The sequence below is a fragment of the Streptomyces sp. NPDC001941 genome (genome assembly GCF_040296945.1).
Classification (GTDB): Bacteria; Actinomycetota; Actinomycetes; order Streptomycetales; family Streptomycetaceae; genus Streptomyces.
In genome coordinates this window covers 77286-96470 of record NZ_JBEOYE010000022.1, presented here as the reverse complement: position 1 = coordinate 96470, position 19185 = coordinate 77286, and the positions used below count along the sequence as shown (strand labels likewise).

The 19185-nt window shown below is 74.0% G+C and carries 11 protein-coding genes; 5 read left to right on the top strand and 6 right to left on the bottom strand.

Going from position 1 to position 19185, the window contains the following annotated elements:
- Positions 1–85: 85 nt before the first annotated feature.
- A complete protein-coding gene (locus ABT160_RS17515; protein ID WP_351648417.1) occupies positions 86–1297 on the bottom strand; it encodes a L,D-transpeptidase in 1212 nt (403 codons plus the stop codon).
- A gap of 163 nt (positions 1298–1460) precedes the next feature.
- Between ABT160_RS17515 and glgX the strand changes: the two genes are divergently transcribed.
- Positions 1461–3725: a glycogen debranching protein GlgX gene (gene glgX, locus ABT160_RS17510; RefSeq protein WP_351648416.1), complete on the top strand. Its 2265-nt coding sequence runs from the start codon at positions 1461–1463 to the stop codon at positions 3723–3725.
- Positions 3726–3882: 157 nt separating this feature from the next.
- On the opposite strand, the gene ABT160_RS17505 is transcribed toward glgX, so the two are convergent.
- The gene (locus ABT160_RS17505) at positions 3883–4860 is read right to left on the bottom strand and encodes an AraC-like ligand-binding domain-containing protein (protein WP_351648415.1); all 978 of its coding nucleotides are present in this window, start codon (positions 4858–4860) and stop codon (positions 3883–3885) included.
- Between the two features lie 194 nt (positions 4861–5054).
- On the opposite strand from ABT160_RS17505, the gene ABT160_RS17500 reads away from it, so the two are divergent.
- Both ABT160_RS17500 and ABT160_RS17495 read left to right on the top strand, forming a co-directional pair.
- Positions 5055–6872 carry an ABC transporter ATP-binding protein gene (locus ABT160_RS17500; protein ID WP_351648414.1) on the top strand — a complete coding sequence of 606 codons (1818 nt, stop codon included), beginning with the start codon at positions 5055–5057 and terminating at the stop codon, positions 6870–6872.
- Positions 6869–8737 carry an ABC transporter ATP-binding protein gene (locus ABT160_RS17495; RefSeq protein ID WP_351648412.1) on the top strand — a complete coding sequence of 623 codons (1869 nt, stop codon included), beginning with the start codon at positions 6869–6871 and terminating at the stop codon, positions 8735–8737. Before ABT160_RS17500 ends, ABT160_RS17495 begins: the two co-directional genes overlap by 4 nt.
- 324 nt (positions 8738–9061) lie before the next feature.
- Here the strand turns inward: ABT160_RS17495 and ABT160_RS17490 are convergent, their stop codons facing one another.
- The gene (locus tag ABT160_RS17490; protein ID WP_351648411.1) at positions 9062–10573 is read right to left on the bottom strand and encodes an MFS transporter; all 1512 of its coding nucleotides are present in this window, start codon (positions 10571–10573) and stop codon (positions 9062–9064) included.
- Between the two features lie 136 nt (positions 10574–10709).
- On the opposite strand from ABT160_RS17490, the gene ABT160_RS17485 reads away from it, so the two are divergent.
- Both ABT160_RS17485 and ABT160_RS17480 read left to right on the top strand, forming a co-directional pair.
- On the top strand, positions 10710–11630 hold the full coding sequence (locus tag ABT160_RS17485) for a TetR/AcrR family transcriptional regulator C-terminal domain-containing protein (RefSeq protein WP_351648410.1): 921 nt from the start codon (positions 10710–10712) through the stop codon (positions 11628–11630).
- Positions 11631–11838: 208 nt separating this feature from the next.
- Entirely contained in the window at positions 11839–13872 is a 2034-nt protein-coding gene (locus tag ABT160_RS17480) for a M4 family metallopeptidase (RefSeq protein WP_351648408.1), read from the top strand.
- A 154-nt stretch (positions 13873–14026) separates the two neighbouring features.
- Here the strand turns inward: ABT160_RS17480 and glgP are convergent, their stop codons facing one another.
- From glgP to ABT160_RS17465, 3 genes are all read right to left on the bottom strand, one after another.
- A complete protein-coding gene (gene glgP / locus ABT160_RS17475; RefSeq protein WP_351648407.1) occupies positions 14027–16642 on the bottom strand; it encodes an alpha-glucan family phosphorylase in 2616 nt (871 codons plus the stop codon).
- A gap of 96 nt (positions 16643–16738) precedes the next feature.
- A complete protein-coding gene (locus ABT160_RS17470; RefSeq protein WP_351648405.1) occupies positions 16739–18031 on the bottom strand; it encodes an FAD-dependent monooxygenase in 1293 nt (430 codons plus the stop codon).
- 13 nt (positions 18032–18044) lie between these two features.
- Complete coding sequence (locus ABT160_RS17465) at positions 18045–19157, bottom strand: monodechloroaminopyrrolnitrin synthase PrnB family protein (protein ID WP_351648403.1); 1113 nt, start codon at positions 19155–19157, stop codon at positions 18045–18047.
- Between the last annotated feature and the right edge of the window lie 28 nt (positions 19158–19185).

The following is a 19185-nucleotide window of genomic DNA, read 5'->3' as shown; positions in this document are numbered from 1 at the left end:
CGCGAATGTCACCGTTCGGTCCCAGGTTGTCCAGGACGGGCGCGGTCCATGCGGACCGGCGAGGGGAGGAACCCTCCCCGGGGTCTCAGCGCACCGCGGAACCGGCCTTCCAGGCGTTCCAGTCCAGGTTCCACCCGCCGAGCCCGTTGTCGGGAGCGACCTTCTGGTCGCGCGAGTTGACCACCTCCACCACGTCGCCCACCAGGGTCCGGTCGAAGAACCAGCCCGCCGGGGTGTCCGAGCTGCCGCCCTTCACGTCGCGCAGGCCCACGCAGCCGTGGCTGGTGTTGGCGTTGCCGAAGGTCCCCGAGGACGCCCAGTAGTTGCCGTGCAGGAAGGTGCCCGAGCTGGTCAGGCGCATCGCGTGCGGCACGTCCTTGATGTCGTACTCGCCGCCGAAGCCGACCGTGCGCCCGTTCATCCGGGTCACGTCGAACAGTTCGGTCACCACCATCTTGCCGTTGTACGTCGTCGTCTTGGGCGCCCCGGCCGTGACCGGCACCGTGGCCAGCTCCTCGCCGTCCCGCTCCACCCGCATGGTGTGGGCGTCGGCGTCGACCAGGGAGACCTGCGAGCGGCCGATGGTGAAGCCGACGGACTTCTGCTGGATGCCGTAGACGCCCGGCGCCGCCTGGACGTCGCGCAGGTTCAGCGCCACGGTGACCCGGGTGCCGGGCTTCCAGTACTCCTGCGGGCGGAAGTCCAGGCGCTCCTTGCCGAACCAGTGCCCGGCCACCTCCACCGGGGGCACGGAGGTGATCCTGATGGCCCGCTCCACGGCGGCCCGGTCCTCGATCTCCTGGTTGAACGAGAAGGAGACGATCATCCCGGTGCCGACCGTGGAGCGGTTCTCGGGCTTGAAGTAGCCGATGAAGCGCTGCTCGGGCACGTAGGTGGTGAAGGTGGTGTGCCGGGCCGAGCGGTTGCCGTCCTCGTCCACCGCCACCGCGTCCACCGCGTACTTGGCCGCCAGCGCCAGCTTGGCGCCCGGCGCCGGGTTCCAGCTGAGGCCGTCCCCGGCGATCGCGCCGGGCACCGCCTCGGGCTGGGCGTCCTCGACCTTCGTCACCCGTACCCGTTCCAGGTGGCCGTCGGGGACCTTCACCTCCAGCCGGCCGTCCGCGCGGACGCCCTTCGTGCCGTCCTCGGGGGTGACGAGGATGGCGTCCTCGGGCGACCGGGGCTTGCCGCCGATGTCGAGTGGGCCCCCGCTGCAGCCCGCCAGGGCCGCCCACAGCCCAGCCCCTGCCGCGGCGACGGCGATGCCGCGCCCTGCCCGCTTCAGTACGTGTCTCACGATCCGCCCAACGACCGCGCCCCTTCAGGGGAAACGTGGGCGTGGCGCATGTTGGGACATCGGCGGCGCGGGCAGAACAGGTGGGAGACCACGTGCGGACCGCGGCAGGGACGCCGCGCGCACGCGGTCTCGCGGGGTCCGACGAGCCGCGGGAGGCCGGCAGGTGTCGAGCGCAGCCGAGCAGGAGGACGTGCAGCGGGCTGTACGGATGGCGGCGTTGCGGGACCGGGAGAGGGAGCGGGAACGGGAGCGGGCCCGGGTGCTGGAGCCACCGGTCCCCCGGCCCCCGGTGTGGCCGGGGGCGCCGACGCCGCTCGGGGCGCGCTTCCGCTCCGGGCCCGACGGCACGGCGGGCACCAACTTCGCGCTGTGGGCGGGCGGGGCGGAGTCCGTGGAGCTGTGCCTGTTCGACGCGGAGGGCACCGAGACCCGGGTGCCGCTGGGCGAGCTGACCCACGAGATCTGGCACGGCTTCGTGCCGGGCGTGCGGCCCGGGCAGCGCTACGGCTTCCGGGTGCACGGCCGCTGGGACCCGTGGACGGGGGCCCGCTGGAACCCGGCGAAGCTGCTCCTCGACCCGTACGCGCGCGCGGTGGACGGGGAGTTCGCGCTGCCGCCCGAGGTGTACGGGCACGTGCGGGACTGGCCGCAGCAGCACGTGGCGGACACCGTGCGCGACGACCGGGACTCCGCGCCGCACGTGCCCAAGGGCGTCGTCGTCCACGACGACGACGACTGGTCCGACGACCGCAGGCCCAAGACGCCCTGGGCGGACTCGGTGATCTACGAGCTGCACGTGCGGGGCTTCACCCGGCGCCACCCGGGCATCCCCGAGGAGCTGCGCGGCACCTACGCGGGCCTGGCGCACCCGGCGGCGGTGGAGCACCTGGTGGGGCTCGGCGTCACGGCGGTGGAGCTGCTGCCGGTGCACCAGTTCGCGCACGAGGCGCACCTGGTGGAGCGGGGCCTGCGCAACTACTGGGGCTACAACTCCATCGGCTACTTCGCGCCGCACGCGGCGTACGCGGCCAGCGGCACGGCCGGGCAGCAGGTCGGCGAGTTCAAGCGGATGGTGCGGGCGCTGCACGCGGCGGGCATCGAGGTGATCCTCGACGTGGTCTACAACCACACGGCCGAGGGCGGCGAGCTGGGCCCCACGCTGTCGCTGCGCGGGGTCGACAACCGCGGCTACTACCGGCTGCAGTCCGACGCGCGCAGGTACTCCGACTACACGGGCTGCGGCAACACCCTGCACGTGGTGCAGCCGCACGTGCTGCGGCTGATCACGGACTCGCTGCGGTACTGGGTGACCGAGATGGGCGTGGACGGCTTCCGCTTCGACCTGGCGGCGGCGCTGGCCCGCTCGATGCACGACGTCGACATGCTCTCGCCGTTCCTCGCGGTGATCGCCCAGGACCCGGTGCTGCGCCGGGTGAAGCTGATCGCCGAGCCGTGGGACGTGGGCAACGGCGGCTACCAGGTGGGCGCGTTCCCGCCGCTGTGGACCGAGTGGAACGACCGCTACCGGGACGCCGTGCGGGACTTCTGGCGCGGGGCGCTGCCCGACGTGCGGGACCTCGGCTACCGGCTCTCCGGCTCCAGCGACCTGTACGCCTGGGGCGGCCGGCGGCCCTACGCGTCGATCAACTTCGTCACCGCCCACGACGGGTTCACCCTGCGCGACCTGGTCTCCTACGACCGCAAGCACAACGAGGCGAACGGCGAGGGCAACCGGGACGGCACGGGCGACAACCGGTCGTGGAACTGCGGGGCCGAGGGCGAGACGGACGACGAGGAGGTCAACGCGCTGCGCCGGCGCCAGGTGCGCAACCTGCTGACCACGCTGCTGCTGTCCACCGGGGTGCCGATGCTGGTGGCCGGTGACGAGATGGGCCGCACCCAGGGCGGCAACAACAACGCCTACTGCCAGGACAACGAGACCAGCTGGCTGGACTGGTCGCTGCTCGACCGGCCGGGCCCGGCGGGCGTCCTGGAGCTGACGACCCGGCTGCTGCGGCTGCGCCACGCCCATCCGGTGCTGCGCCGCCGGGCGTTCTTCTCCGGGCGCCCGCAGGGCGCGGACGGGCTGCGGGACCTGGCCTGGTTCACGCCGCGGGGCGAGGAGATGACCCAGTCCGACTGGTACGCGCCCGCGGCGACGCTGGGCCTGTACCTGTCGGGGCGCGACATACCGGGCCGGGACGAGCGGGGCGCCCAGGTGACCGACGACAGCTTCCTGACGGTGCTGCACGCGGGCGACCGGGCGGTGGAGTTCACGCTGCCGGGGCCGCCGTGGGCGGAGGCGTACGAGCTGGTGGTGGACACCTCGCGGGAGGACCAGGACCGGGCTCCGGGGACGGTGCACCGGGGCGGCGGGACGGTCACCGTGCCGGCCCGCTCGGTGCTGCTCCTGAGGGTCCGTACGTGACGGGCCGGGGGATCCCGCGCGGCGCACCGGCCACCGCGGCGCGACGGCGGTGGCGGTGGCCGCGCGGGAAACCGGAAGCCCGTTCCCCCGAAAGACCTCCGGAACGGCCATTCTGTGCACGTCCGGCGCGCGCTGTCATTGGCATTGAGCGCACACATTATTGACGCTGGGCGCACACCCGGTACTCGCGCGGGGAGATCCCGTACGCCGACTTGAACGCCCGGCTGAAGGCCGCCGGGTGCCTGAATCCCCAGCGTGCGGCGATGTCGTGGACCGGGGCGTGCCTGCGGGCCGGGTCCGAGAGGTCGTGCCGGGCCCGCTCCAGGCGGCGGTCGCGGATGAAACCGGCCACGGTGAGGCCGTGCTCCTGGAAGATCAGGTGCAGGTAGCGCACGGAGATGTGGTGGGCGGCCGCGACGGAGGCCGGGGAGAGCCCGGGGTCGGCCAGGTGCTGTCGTACGTACGCCTGGACGCGCAGGAAGAGCGCCCGCGGGCGGGCCTCGGGGTGCGGCGCCCGCTCGTCGGCGAGCCGGTGCGCGGCGACGCCCGCGAGCAGGTCGAGCAGGACGGTGGCGAGCCGGGGCCCGTCCACCTCGTCCTGGAAGCCGTCGGCGTCGGCGACGACCTGGGTCAGGAAGTGGCCGAGCAGGGCCGCGTAGCCGTGGTCGGTGGGGATGCGCAGCCCGTTCAGGCGCTCGGCGTCGCGGGCGGGGAAGGGCAGCAGGGTGCGCGGCAGCTGCAGCACGACCTGGCGCACCCCGCCCTCGCGCACCCCGCTGGCCCAGCCGTCGAAGGGGCGCGAGGTGTCGAAGACCATCAGGTCCCCGGCGCCGAACGTGACCGAGCGGCGGCCCTGTTCGAGGTGCATCGCGCCGCGCACGGTGTAGGAGAGGTGGAAGCTGTCGGGGTCGCTGACGCGGATCAGCCGGGGCGTGCGGTGGGTGGTGATCTGCTGGTAGGCGAGCTCGCTGAGCTGGATGGCGCCCAGGCTCACCAGGTGCGCGCGGGCCCGGAAGTCGGCGGCGAACTCGCTGGTGAGCACGGTGGGGACCAGGGCGTTGTACGTCATGTCGTGCCACCAGCCGAAGCGCTGCTCGACCGGGAGGGCGTCCGTGCTGAGACGGGTGACGGCCATGGGCTCCTCCCTGCCGGACCCGGGCGCGTTCCCGGGCGCGGAAACCCCCAACTTGCCATACGGGTGGGGTGGATGAGACCTCACTGCCGGCTCGCGCGCGTCGCGGGCACGCGCGCGGGGAATTCGGGGTCCGGCCTCCGATGCGCGCAAAAACACATGGGCGATGTCAGTGGCGAACCGTAGTCTCGCCACTGATGCCCGAAGAACATGCAACCACCAAGGACCGATCCGCCGTTCGCACGCTGCTGCGGCTGTGGCCGTACGTGCGGCCCGTGCGGACCCGACTGTTCAGCGCCGCCCTGGTGGCGGTGGTCGCCTCCTGTCTGGGCCTGGTGATCCCGCTCGTCCTGAAGTGGATCGTGGACGGCCCGGTCGCGGACCGGGACCCGTCGGGGGTCTGGCTCGGCGCGCTGGTGCTGCTGGGCCTGGGCGTGCTGGAGGCGCTGCTGTTCGGCCTGCGCCGCTGGCTGGTGGGGCGCCCGCTGGCCGGGGTGGAGGCGGCCATGCGCGCCGACCTCTACCGGCACCTGCAGCGGCTGCCGGTGTCCTTCCACGACCGGTGGGCCTCGGGCCAGCTGCTGTCGCGCGGCACGACCGACCTGATGCTGCTGCGGCTGTTCCTGGCGTTCCCGCTGACCTTCCTGCTGGTCAACGGGGTCACGATCCTGGCCGGCTTCGTGATCCTGCTGGTGCAGGAGTGGACGCTCGGCCTGGTGCTGCTGATACCGGTGGTGCCGCTGGTGATCGTCTGCTCGCTCTTCGAGAGCCGGTACGCGCTGGTCGCGCGGCGCGCCCAGGACCAGGTCGGCGACCTGACCACGGTCGTCGAGGAGAGCGTCCTGGGCATCCGGATCGTCAAGGGATTCGGCCGCCACCGCAGCCAGGCCGAGGCGTTCCGCGAGCTGGCCCGCCGGCTGCGCGCCACCGAGCTGGGCAAGGCCCGGCTGCTCGCCGGGATCTGGGCGGTGATCACCCTGGTGCCCGAGGTGGCCATCGGCGCCGCCCTGGTGCTCGGCACGGTGCAGGTCGCCGACGGGGACCTGTCGGCCGGCACCCTGGTCGCGTTCCTGTCCACGGCCCTCGCCCTGCGCTGGCCGGTGGAGTCGATCGGCTTCCTGCTCGCGATGAGCCAGGAGGCCGCGACCGCGACCGAGCGCTACTTCGAGGTGCTCGACGAGCCGGAGGAGGAGTCCCCCGCCGCCGCCCCGGAGGACTTCGGCGTCCCGCACGTGCGCGCGGTGGTGCCCGGGCCGCGCGCCGCCGACGGCGGACTGCGCTTCGAGGGCGTCTCCTTCGGCTACCCCGACGCGCCCGCGGGCTCCGCCCCCGTACTGGACCTGATCGACCTGCACATACGCTCCGGCGAGACGATGGCCCTGGTCGGCGCCACCGGCTCCGGCAAGACCACGCTCACCGCGCTGGTGCCCCGGCTGCACGAGGCCACCGGCGGGCGGATCCTGCTGGACGGCGAGGACACGGCGGCGATGGACCGCGGGCGGCTGCGGGCCCTGGTGGCCGTGGCCTTCGAGGAGCCGACGCTGTTCTCGGCGACCGTCGGGGAGAACGTGCTGATGGGCGCCGAGCGGGCCGGGGAGCCCGAGCTGCGCCGAGCGCTGGCCGTCGCCCAGGCGGACTTCGTGGACCGGCTGCCGCAGGGCTCCCGCACCCAGGTCGGCGAACAGGGCCTGAGCCTGTCCGGGGGCCAGCGCCAGCGGCTCGCCCTGGCCCGCGCGGTGGTGGGCCGGCCCCGCTTCCTGGTCCTGGACGACCCGCTGTCCGCGCTGGACGTGCACACCGAGGCGCTGGTGGAGGCCGCGCTGCGGGAGGTGCTGCGCGGCACGACCGCGCTGGTCGTGGCGCACCGCCCGTCCACCGTGCTGCTCGCCGACCGGGTCGCCCTGCTGTCCGGGGGCCGGATCGCGGCCGTCGGCACCCACCACGAACTGCTGCGCGACAACGCCGAGTACGCCTGGCTGATGTCGGGCGCCGGGGCCGAGGGGAGCGCCCGATGACCAGCACCACCACCTCCGCGCCCGAGCGGCGCTCCGAGGAGCCCGACGGCCGCGCGCCCGAGACCGCCGCGCCCGACCCCTTCGACCGGGACGAGCTGCCCGCACCGCCCGGCGCCACGGGACGGCTGCTGCGCTCGCTGCTCGCGCCCCGGCGCCGCGGGGTGGCCGTGGGCGTGCTGCTCCTGCTGCTCCAGCAGGCCGCCGTGCAGGCCGGTCCGCTGCTCGTGGCGTACGCCATCGACCGCGGCGTGCCCGCGTTCCGCGCCCACGACTACGGGCCGCTGGTCGCCGTCGCCGTGGGCTACCTGCTGTGCTCGGTGGGCGCGGGCGCCTTCCAGTACGCCTTCATCCGGGTCTCCGCGCGGGTCAACCAGGACGTCCTGCTGGACCTGCGCGGGCGGATCTTCCGGCACGCGCAGGCGCTCAGCGTCGACTTCCACGAGCGCTACACCTCCGGGCGGCTGATCTCCCGCTCCACCACGGACGTGGAGTCGCTGCGCGAACTGCTCAGCGAGGGCCTGCAGGAGCTGATCGGCGTCGTCCTGGCCTTCGTCTACATCTCGGTGACGCTGCTCTGGCTGGACCTGGGCATCGGCGCGGTCGCGGTCGGCTCGTTCCTGCCGCTCTACCTCCTGGTCCGCCTCTACCGGCGGCGCGCCGCCGTCGCGTTCACGGCGCGGTCCACCGCGATCGCCGCGGTGATCGTGAAGTTCGCCGAGACCATGAACGGGATCCGGCCGGTGCGCGCGTTCCGCCGCGAGCGGGTCAACGACGCGGACTTCCACGGCCTGAACCACACCCACGAGCGGTCCAACGGCGACGCCATCCTGGAGATGGCGCGGTACGTGATCGGCTCCCGGCTGGTCGCCAACACGGCCGTCGCCGCGATGGTCCTGTGGGGCGCCTACCGGGTGGCCGGCGGGACCCTGGCGCTGGGCGTGCTGGCCGCCGCGGTCCTCTACATGCGGCGGCTGTACGACCCGATCGACCGGCTCGCGATGTTCCTCAACTCGTACGAGTCGGCGGCCGCCTCGCTGCACAAGATCGCCGGACTGCTGGCCCAGGCCCCCACCGTCCCGGAGCCCGCGGACCCGCGCGAGCTGCCCGCGCTGCCGGGCGAGCAGCCGGGCCGCGAGGTGGTCTTCGAGGACGTCAGCTTCTCCTACCGGACCGGCGGGGAGGTGCTGCCCCGCTTCGGCCTGACGATCCCGGCGGGCCAGACCGTCGCCGTGGTCGGCTCCACCGGCGCGGGCAAGTCCACCCTCGCCAAGCTGGTGGCCCGCTTCTACGACCCGTCCGAGGGACGGGTGCTGCTCGACGGGGTCGACCTGCGCGAGCTGTCCGTGCCCGAACTGCGGCGCGGGGTGGTGATGGTGACCCAGGAGGCGTTCCTCTTCTCCGGGACCGTCGCCGAGAACATCGCCATCGGGCGGCCCGGGGCGGGCCGGGAGGAGATCGAGCGGGCCGCCAAGGCGATCGGGGCGCACGACTTCATCGCGGCGCTGCCCGACGGGTACGACACGGACGTGCGCAAGCGGGGCGGGCGGATCTCCGCCGGGCAGCGCCAGCTCGTCGCCTTCGCCCGGGCCCTGCTGGCCGACCCGGCCGTGCTGATCCTGGACGAGGCGACCAGCTCGCTGGACGTGCCGGGCGAGCGGGCGGTGCAGCGGGCGATGGACACGGTGCTGCGCGGCCGGACCGCGGTGGTGATCGCGCACCGCCTGTCGACGGTGGAGATCGCGGACCGGGTGCTGGTGATGGAGGGCGGCCGGGTGGTGGAGGACGGCGAGCCCGCGGGGCTGATCGCGGGAGACGGCCGCTTCTCGGCCCTGCACCGCGCATGGCGGGACTCCTTGTCGGGGTGAGAGGGGTGCCGGGGCGCCGGGGCCCCGGCCCACCCAGTGAAACCCGGGGCCGGACCGCCCGAGGCTCCGGGCCAAGGCCCACCCGGTGAAACCCGGGGCCGGACCGCCCGAGGCTCCGGCTCCCGGCCCACCCGGTAAAACCCAGCCCGTCCGGCGCTTGAGGACGGACCCGCCCCTCTCGCCGCCGGAGGCTTTCGGGAAGGGGCGGGGCGGGGAGGCCCAAGGCCCGCCCCCGGGGCACGGGCACTGCGGGAGCCGCCCCGCAGCAGGAGGGCTCCCACCGCGCCCCGCCCCCGGGGCCCGGGCACGACCGGGGCCGCCCGGTCACCCGGCGCCGTGGGCCGCGCCCACCCGGGGCGACGGCGCACGCCCCGCCGAGGCCCCCCGCAGCATCAGCACCGCGCACCCCGCCGCCACCCCCATCGACACCGCCGCACCCCCCGCCCCCCAGTTCAGCCCGTGGGTGAACGCCTCACGGGCCAGCGCCGCGACCCCCGCGTCCCCCGTCCCCAGCGCCCCGCCCAGCGTCTCGCGCGCCGCCCCGCTCGCCACCGGGGCCATGTCGCGGCCGTACACCGCGGCCCCCACCGACCCCAGGACCGCCATCCCCAGCGCCCCGCCCAGCTCGGTCCCCGACTCCAGGACCGCCGCGGCCGACCCGGCCCGCTCCGGCGGGGCGGCGCCCAGGGCCAGTTCGTTGGCGAGGGTCATCGCGGCGACCAGGCCGGAGGCGTACACGGTGGCCGCCGCGAGCACGAACCACAGCGGCGAGTCGGTGCGCAGCCACATCAGCGCGGCGAAGCCCAGCACGGAGAAGCCGAACCCGCCGCCGATCACGTACGCCCGGTCCACCCGCGTCGCGAGCGCCGCCGCGCCGGGGGCCGCGGCCATCACACCGACCGAGGGGACCACGCTCCACAGCGCCGCCTCGAACGGGCTCTGGCCGAGCACGGACTGGAGGTACTGGGTGAGGAACACCGCGAACCCGACGGTGGCGAACATCGCCATCAGGTTCGCCAGGACCGCCCCGCCGTACGCCCGGGTCCGCAGCAGCGCCAGGTCCACCATCGGGTGCTCGGCGCGCCGCTGGCGGGCCACGAAGAGGGCGCCCAGGACGAGTCCGGCCGCGATCCCGGCGGCGGGCAGCGGCCGCCAGCCGCCCCGGGCCAGTTCCTTGACGCCGTGGATCACCGGGAGCAGCGCGGCCAGCGAGAGGACCGAGCCGAGCGCGTCGAAGCGGCCGCCCGCCGCGCTCCTCGACTCCGGCAGCAGCAGCGGCCCGAGGACCAGCAGGAGGGCCATCGCGGGCAGGTTGAGCAGGAACACCGAACCCCACCAGAAGTGCTCCAGGAGCGCCCCGCTGACCACCGGCCCCAGCGAGATCCCGCTGGCCATCACGGCCGTCCACGCGGTGACCGCCTTGGCCCGCTGGGCGTCGTCGCGGAACAGGTTGCGGATCAGGGCGAGGGTGGACGGCATCAGGGCGGCCCCGCCGACCCCGAGCAGCGCCCGCGCGGCGATCAGCTGGCCGGGGCCCTGGGCGTGGGCGGCGGCGAGCGAGGCGGCGCCGAACACCGCGGCCCCGGCGAGCAGCAGCCTCCGCCGCCCGATCCGGTCGCCGAGGGAGCCCATGGTGATCAGGAGTCCGGCGAGCACGAACCCGTACACGTCGAGGATCCACAGCTGCTGGGTGGCGCCCGGGGCGAGGTCCGCGCTGATGGCGGGGACGGCGAAGTAGAGGACGGAGACGTCCATCGAGACCAGGAGGAGGGGGAGCATCAGGACGGCCAGGGCGGTCCATTCGCGGCGGCCCGCTCGTGCGTTCACGGTTGTCATGCCGGGAGCGAACCAAGAGGATGCGTACACCGCAAACAACGGGCTAGTGCACCCTGGTGCACTGACTACAACCACCCCGTAAAGAGCAGCTCATGGGCGTGTACGGGGTTCGCGGCGCACTAGTACACTCACGGCCATGGAACCCCAGCCGCCCTACCTCCGCATCGCCGCCGAACTGCGCCGCCGCATCCTCGGCGGGGAGCTCCCGCCCGGGGCGCGGGTGCCCTCGACGCGGGCCATCACCCGCGAGTGGGGCGTGGCGATGGCCACCGCGACCAAGGTGATCGCGGTGCTGCGCGAGGAGGGCCTGGTGCGCCCGGTGCCGGGGGTCGGCACGGTGGTGACCGCGGACGCCGCGCAGCCGCCCGGGCCAGGCCCCGCTCCCGGGCCGGCCGGGCCGCTGCGGGACCGGATCGTGGCCACCGCGATCGAGGTGGCGGACGCGGAGGGCCTGGCGGCGCTGTCGATGCGGCGGGTGGCGGGCGCGCTCGGGCTCTCCACGATGGCGCTCTACCGCCATGTGCGCGGCAAGGCGGACCTGGTGCTGCTGATGTCGGACGCGGCGCTCGCCCGGGCGCCGCTGGGTCCGGTGCCGCGGGACTGGCGGGCGGCGATGGAGCACGCGGCCCGGTGGCTGCGCGACGCCTTCACCCGCCATCCGTGGCTGACGCCCGCCATCGCGTCGTTCACCCGGCCGCACCCCACGCCGCACGCGATGGCGTACACGGAGTGGGTGCTGGCGGGCCTGGCGGGGACGGGGCTCGCCCCGGTCGACAAGGTGCACGTCCACCTCACGCTGTTCGCGTACGTACAGGGCGTGGCGACGGCCTCCGAACTGGAGCGCCGGGCCCTGGAGGACACCGGATTGTCGAACGACCAGTGGATGGCGCGGAACGAGCCACAATTCACGGCGATCTCCGCGGCGGGCTCCTATCCCCTGCTCAACACGCTGTTCACAGAGGACGATCCCGGTCTGAGCCTGGATTCGCTCTTCGAATTCGGGCTTCGGCGAACTCTGGACGGCATCGCGGTACTGATTGCCGAAACGTCCGCTTAACGAACATGACCAATCGGGCAACGGACGATTTTCAGCCAACTCTTTGACGCGGTCCTGACAGCATGCCGCAACTCCTGCCACTCTTCACCCCGTTCCGCCGCGTCACTCGTTCGGGGACGCCCGGAACACCTGTTCCACCAGCTCTATTTGCTCTGCCCGGACGGCCGACCCAGCCGCCGGTACTACCCCCCTCGCAAAAGGAGTCTGCGTGAGATCCACGCCTAGCCGTCGCGCCACCGCGACCGGTGCTCTGATAGCCGCTGCCGCCATGCTCACCCTGGGCGTCCAGGGGTCGGCCAACGCCAACCCCAGCCCGCTCGGCATCGCCCCCAAGGCGCAGGCCGGTGCCCAGGCCAACCCCGGCGCCCTGGCCGCCGACCTCACCCCCGCCCAGCGCACCGCGCTGATCAAGGCGGCCGACGCGTCGAAGGCCACCACGGCCAAGCGCCTCGGCCTGGGCGCGCAGGAGAAGCTGGTCGTCCGTGACGTCGTCGCCGACCGCGACGGCACCACGCACACCCGCTACGAGCGCACCTACGCCGGCCTGCCCGTCCTGGGCGGCGACCTGGTCGTCGAGTCGACGAAGGCCGGCGCGCAGCGCAGCGTCACCAAGGCCACCAACGCCCAGCTGAAGAACGTCGACCTCAAGGCGGCGCTCGCGCCGTCGGCGGCGAGCAAGCAGGCCCTCAGCGCGGCGAAGGCGGACGGCTCGGCGAAGGCCGCGACCAGCCGCGCCCCGCGCCAGGTCGTCTGGCTGGCCCAGGGCAAGCCCGTCCTCGCGTACGAGACGGTCGTGGGCGGCCTCCAGCACGACGGCACCCCGAACGAGCTGCACGTGGTCACCGACGCCGACACCGGCGCCAAGCTGTACGAGTGGCAGGCCATCGAGACCGGCACCGGCAACACGCAGTACAGCGGCCAGGTGACCGTCGGCAGCGTGCAGTCCGGCTCGACGTACAACCTGACGGACAGCGGGCGCGGCAACCACAAGACGTACAACCTGAACAAGGGCACCTCGGGCACCGGCACCCTGTTCTCCGGCCCGGACGACGTCTGGGGCAACGGCGCCACCTCCAGCGCGGAGACCGCGGGCGCCGACGCCGCCTACGGCGCGGGCCTGACGTGGGACTACTACAAGAACGTGCAGGGCCGCACCGGCATCCGCGGTGACGGCGTCGGCGCGTACTCCCGCGTCCACTACGGCAACAACTACGTCAACGCGTTCTGGCAGGACTCCTGCTTCTGCATGACGTACGGCGACGGCTCGGGCAACGCCAAGCCGCTCACGTCCATCGACGTGGCCGCCCACGAGATGACGCACGGCGTCACCGCCGCCACCGCCGGCCTGGTCTACAGCGGCGAGTCCGGCGGCCTGAACGAGGCGACCTCCGACATCTTCGCGGCGGCCGTCGAGTTCTACGCCAACAACGCCACCGACAAGGGCGACTACCTGGTCGGCGAGAAGATCGACATCAACGGCAACGGCACGCCGCTGCGCTACATGGACAAGCCCTCGAAGGACGGCGCGTCCTACGACTCGTGGTACTCCGGCATCGGCAACGCGGACGTCCACTACTCCTCGGGCCCGGCCAACCACTTCTTCTACCTGCTGTCCGAGGGCAGCGGCGCGAAGACGGTCAACGGGGTCAACTACGACTCGCCGACCTCCGACGGCCTGCCCGTCACCGGCATCGGCCGTGACAAGGCCGCGCTGATCTGGTTCAAGGCGCTCACCACGAAGTTCACCAGCAACACGAACTACGCGGCCGCCCGCACCGGCACCGTCGCCGCCGCCACGGACCTCTACGGCGCCACCAGCGCCGAGGTGAAGGCCGTCCAGGACGCCTGGGCCGGCATCGCCGTGGGCACCCGTCCGGGCAACCCGAACCCGGGTGGCAAGTCCTTCGAGAACACCGCCGACGTGAACATCCCGGACAACGGCGCCGCGGTGACCTCCTCGGTGACCGTCTCCGGCGTCACCGGCAACGCCCCGTCGAACCTCGCGGTCGACGTGAACATCGTCCACACCTACATCGGCGACCTGATCGTCGACCTGGTGGCCCCCGACGGCTCGGTCTACAACCTGCAGAACCGGACCGGCGGCAGCGCGGACAACATCGTCAAGACCTTCACCGTGAACGCCTCCTCCGAGGTCGCCAACGGTGTCTGGAAGCTCCGCGTCCAGGACAAGGCCGCGATCGACACCGGTTACATCAACAGCTTCAAGCTGACCTTCCCGTAAGGCTCCCGGGGCCCACGGGTCCCGCGAGGCCGTCAGCCTGAAGCGGCGCGAGCCGCCACCCCCCACAGCACGTCCCACCGGCCGCCCGGAGGAGCACCCGCTCCTCCGGGCGGTTCCGTGCGTCAACGCCCTTTCCCCCTCCGGGAAGGGGCGTTCAGCGCATCAGTACGCCGCCCTCCTCCGTACCGCCGCTCGGCAGCGCCACCAGGCCCAGGTCCGCGCCCGAGGCCAGCAGCCGGTGCGCGGGCAGCACCCGGACCGTGTAGCCGAACGCCCCGGTGCGGTCCAGGGCGAGCGGCCCCTCGTACACCCAGCGGCCCTCCAGGTCGGGTCCGCCCGCCGGCTTGAGCGGGAAGACCTGGGCGTCGGCGATGGTGTCGTCGGAGTCCACCCGGCCCGCCACGGCCTGCACCTCCACGTCGTCGGGCCCCAGGTCGCCCAGGGCCGCGGTGACCCGCAGGGCCAGCGTGGCGCCCAGCTCCGCGGTGCCACCTACCTGGCCGACCTCCACGTGGTCCACCGCCACCCGCGGCCACGCCGCGCGCACCCGGGCCTTCCAGCCCGCCAGCTCCCGCGCGGTGTCGGGGCCGAGCGCGCGGTGGGCGCGGGCCGCGGGCGCGTAGAGCCGCTCCACGTACTCGCGCACCATCCGGCCCGCCAGGACCTTCGGGCCCAGCGTGGTCAGGGTGCGGCGGACCATCTCGATCCAGCGGCCGGGCAGCCCGGCGCCGTCACGGTCGTAGAAGCGCGGCGCGACCCGGTCCTCGATCAGCTCGTAGAGCGCGGCGGCCTCCAGGTCGTCGCGGCGGTCCTCGTCGGCGGCGGCGCCGTCCGCCGTGGGGATCGCCCAGCCGAAGTCCGGCTCGAACCACTCGTCCCACCAGCCGTCGAGGACCGAGAGGTTGAGGCAGCCGTTCAGCGCCGCCTTCATCCCGCTGGTGCCGCAGGCCTCCAGCGGCCGCAGCGGGTTGTTGAGCCAGACGTCGCAGCCCGGGTAGAGCTTCTGGGCCATCGCCATGCCGTAGTCGGGCAGGAAGACGATCCGGTGGCGCACCCGGGGGTCGTCGGCGAACCGCACCAGCTCCTGGATCAGCCGCTTGCCGCCGTCATCGGCCGGGTGGGCCTTGCCCGCGACCACGATCTGCACCGGCCGCTCGGGGTGGGTGAGCAGCTCCATCAGCCGGTCCCGGTCGCGCAGCATCAGGGTGAGGCGCTTGTACGAGGGGACCCGCCGGGCGAAGCCGATGGTGAGCACGTCGGGGTCCAGGACCCCGTCGATCCAGCCCAGTTCGGCGCTGTCGGCGCCGCGCTGGCGCCAGGAGGCGCGCAGCCGCTCGCGCACCTCCTGGACCAGCTGCGCGCGCAGGACGCGGCGCAGCTGCCAGATGTCGGGGTCGGGGATGTCCGCGACCGCGTCCCAGCGCTCGGCGCCGCCGACGCTCAGGGCGTCCTCGGTGCGCCGGGCACCCAGCGCCCGGGCGCCGAGCTCCACCACCTCGGGGGCCACCCAGGTGGGCGCGTGCACCCCGTTGGTGACCGAGGCGATGGGCACCTCGGCCGGGTCGAAGCCCGGCCAGAGCCCGGCGAACATCCGGCGGCTGACGTCGCCGTGCAGGGTGGAGACGCCGTTGGCGCGCTGGGCCAGCCGCAGGCCCATGACGGCCATGTTGAAGCAGTTGGGCTCGCCGCCGGGGTAGGTCTCCAGGCCGAGCCCGAGGACCCGCTCGACGTCCACGCCGGGCAGTTCGCCGCCGTCGCCGAAGTGGCGGGCGACCAGTTCGCGGTCGAAGCGGTCGATGCCGGCCGGGACGGGGGTGTGGGTGGTGAAGACGGTGCCGGCCCGCACCGCCTCCAGGGCCGCGTCGAACTCCTGTCCCCCGTCGTGCAGTTCGCGGATGCGCTCCAGGCCGAGGAAGCCCGCGTGGCCCTCGTTGGTGTGGAAGACCTCGGGCTCGGGGTGGCCGGTGAGGCGGCAGTACGCGCGCACCGCGCGGACCCCGCCGATGCCGAGCAGCATCTCCTGGAGCAGCCGGTGCTCGCTGCCGCCGCCGTACAGCCGGTCGGTGACGTCGCGCTCGCCGGGGCCGTTCTCCTCCACGTCCGAGTCGAGCATCAGCAGCGGCACCCGGCCGACCTGCGCGGTCCACACGTGGGCACGCAGGGCACGGCCGCCGGGCAGCGCGAGCCGGATCACGCAGGGGGTGCCGTCGGCCTCGCGCAGCAGCGCGACCGGCAGCTCGTTGGGGTCGAGGACGGGGTAGTGCTCCTGCTGCCAGCCGTCGGAGGACAGCGACTGGCGGAAGTAGCCGTGCCGGTAGAGCAGCCCGACGCCGATCAGCGGGACGCCGAGGTCGCTGGCGGACTTGAGGTGGTCGCCGGCCAGGATGCCGAGGCCGCCGGAGTACTGGGGCAGGGCGGCGGTGACGCCGAACTCCGGCGAGAAGTACGCGACGGCGGCCGGGAGTTCGCCGTCCTGGGCCTGGTACCAGCGCGGCCCGCGCAGGTACTCGCCGAGGTCGTCGGCGGCGGCGGTCAGCCGCCGCAGGAACTCCTCGTCGGCGGCGAGCTCGGCCAGCCGGGCGGCCGAGACCGAGCCGAGCAGCCGCACCGGGTCGCCGGCGGCGGCGGCCCAGCCGCCGGGGTCGGCCGAGCGGAACAGCTCACGGGTGGCGGGGTGCCAGGACCAGCGCAGGTTGCGGGCCAGCTCGTGGAGCGGGCGCAGGGGTTCGGGGAGGACGGGGCGCACGGTGAACCGACGGATTGCCTTCACGTGTTCCACCTTCGCAACGGGGACGCGTACGGGAACGGGCACACGGCGGTGTGCGCCCGGCCTTCACTCCCGACGGTAGCCCGTACGCCCGCCACATCAGTACGAAACGCCCACCGGCACCTCGTAGGGCGACCCCTGGTTCACGGTCGCCGGGTCGAACGCGCCGGTCGCGGCGTAGCGCGCGGCGATCTCCGCGCGCTCGTGCGGGGGGATGACGTCGTCGACGTCGGCGAAGCCGTCCGGGGCGCGCCGGTGGGCCAGGTCGATGACGACCTCGGGGCCGAGTCGCCGGTTGGCGCACTGGAGTTCGGTCATGGCGGGGCGCCGTTCGGCCTCGTACGCGGCCAGCGCCTCGGCCGGGTCGGCGTGGCGGGCCAGCGCGTGCGCGAGGGCCCGGCCGTCGACGATCGACTGGGTCGCCCCGTTGGAGCCCACCGGGTACATCGCGTGCGCGGCGTCGCCGACCAGCGTGGTGCGGCCCAGGCTCCAGCGCGCCAGCGGCTCGCGGTCCACCATCGGGTACTCGTACGCCTCGTCGGCGGCCCGCAGCACCCGCTCGACGTCCACGCCGCCGAACTCCCAGCCCGCGTAGAGGTGGGCGAAGCGGTCCACGGGCACCCGGCGGTCCCAGTCGACCGGGGCGCCGGTGGCCCCGACGGCGTCGGCGGGCACCGCGAGCGCCCAGTTGACCAGGACGTCGGGGTCGGCGGCGGTGGGCCGGGTCATCGGGTAGACCACGGCCTTGAGCCGGTCGTCGCCCGCGATGAACATGAAGGACCCGGCGTGCCGGGCGCCCATCCGGGACACCCCGCGGAAGACCAGCATCCCGTTCCACGGGGGCTCGCCCTCACCGGGGTTGAGGGCGGCGCGCACGGCGGAGCGGATGCCGTCGGCGCCGATCAGCACGTCCGGGGTGAGCGAGGCGCTGCCCCGGGTGGTGCCGTCGCGGTGCGCCAGCGCGACCCGGGGGCCGCCGTCGGCGCGGGCCTCGACGCCGGTCACCCGCACGCCGCCGACCACGGCGCCGGAGCCGAGCCGGTCGCGGACCGCGTCGGCCAGGACCTGCTGGAGGTGGGCGCGGTGCACGGACAGCTGGGGCCAGCGGTAGCCGGCGTCCAGGCCGCGCCGGTCGCGGGAGATCAGCGAGCCCGAGCGGTGGTAGTAGCGCAGTTCCGTGGTGCGCACGGCATCGGCCTCGACCCGGTCGAGGACGCCCAGGGCGTCGAGTTCGCGGACCGCGTTGGGCATCAGGTTCAGCCCCGCGCCGACCGGCCGCAGGGAGCGGGCGGCCTCGACGACGGTGATCCGCTCGAAGCCCGCGGCGTGCAGGGACAGGGCCGCGGAGAGCCCGGCGATGCCCGCTCCCGCGATGAGTATGTGGGGGGTCATGGAACGCGTCCTCTCAGGAGCCGGGGCGGTCCGTCGTCCGGCGCACCAGCGTCTCGTTGTCCCGGGTCAGGTCGAGCACGTGGCGCAGCAGCGCCACGGGGGCGCCGCCGCTGCCCTGTTCGTACAGCCGCACCTCTTCGTCGTACGCCTTGCGGGCGATGCCGATGTGGCGGGCCCGGAAGGTCTTGAGCACGCGCAGCACCCGGGCCAGCGCGGCGGCGGAGCGGGCCAGGTCGGGCGGCAGGCTGTCGACCGCCTCCCAGCTGATCGCGGTGGACAGCTTGCTGACGGCGGAGGTGCCGCCCGCGTGGGCGGCGTGGAAGGCGCGCCAGGCGGGCAGCGCGTAGGGCACGGAGTCGGCGAGGAAGGCGTCGTAGCCGGGGGCGCCGCGGTCGGACTGCCACAGGGTCAGGTCGACCAGCCAGAGCGGGACCTGGGCGGCGGCCGGGCCGAGGTAGGAGGTCCCGGCGACGTCGACGGACTCGAAGTAGGGGCGCAGGGTGCGGGCGAAGAAGACCGGCGAGACGTGCGCGACGGTGTGGTCGATGGAGTCGACCATGGCGCTCACGTGCCCGGCGGTGCGGTCCAGGGCGTCGGCGAAGGCGGGGTCGTACGGCTCCAGGCGGGCCAGTTCGGCGCAGCTGTCGAGGGTGGCGACCAGGCCGGGGAAGACCATCCGCACGGACTCGATGAGCCGGCGCTCGCCCTCCTCGCCGGTGTAGCCGCGCATCCGGGCGCCGAGCGGGTTCCAGGCGGTGTAGTGGTGCACGGTGTCGCGCGGCACCATGTCGGTGCGCCGGCCGAGCTCCTGGAGCACGGGCACCGCCTCGGGCACCGCCGCGCAGGGCTCCACGCCGTGCCGCTTGAGGGAGCCGAGGAGCAGTCCGAGGTCGCGCATGGCGGCCAGGGCGGTGGTGACGCCGAAGGAGGCGGTCAGGTCGGGCCCGGGCAGCAGCGCGCGCAGGGCCGCGACGAGGGCGGGGACGTCGGCGTCGCGGTTCATGGCGGGGACGTCGGCGAGCGGCCCGTCGGCGCCGAGCGGGTCGGCGTCTCGTATCTCGCCGATGCGGTAGCGCGGGTCGCCCTTCTGGGCGAGCCCGGGCGCGACTAGGTCGTACAGGGTCAACTCAGTGCCCCCCTCGGGCGAAGAGCGT

Excerpts from the sequence above, each read along its gene's own strand:
- ABT160_RS17505 (WP_351648415.1), bottom strand. The coding sequence starts at position 4,860 with ATGGCCGTCACCCGTCTCAGCACGGACGCCCTCCCGGTCGAGCAGCGC.
- ABT160_RS17500 (WP_351648414.1), top strand. The coding sequence starts at position 5,055 with ATGCCCGAAGAACATGCAACCACCAAGGACCGATCCGCCGTTCGCACG.
- ABT160_RS17495 (WP_351648412.1), top strand. The coding sequence starts at position 6,869 with ATGACCAGCACCACCACCTCCGCGCCCGAGCGGCGCTCCGAGGAGCCC.
- ABT160_RS17490 (WP_351648411.1), bottom strand. The coding sequence starts at position 10,573 with ATGACAACCGTGAACGCACGAGCGGGCCGCCGCGAATGGACCGCCCTG.
- ABT160_RS17485 (WP_351648410.1), top strand. The coding sequence starts at position 10,710 with ATGGAACCCCAGCCGCCCTACCTCCGCATCGCCGCCGAACTGCGCCGC.
- ABT160_RS17470 (WP_351648405.1), bottom strand. The coding sequence starts at position 18,031 with ATGACCCCCCACATACTCATCGCGGGAGCGGGCATCGCCGGGCTCTCC.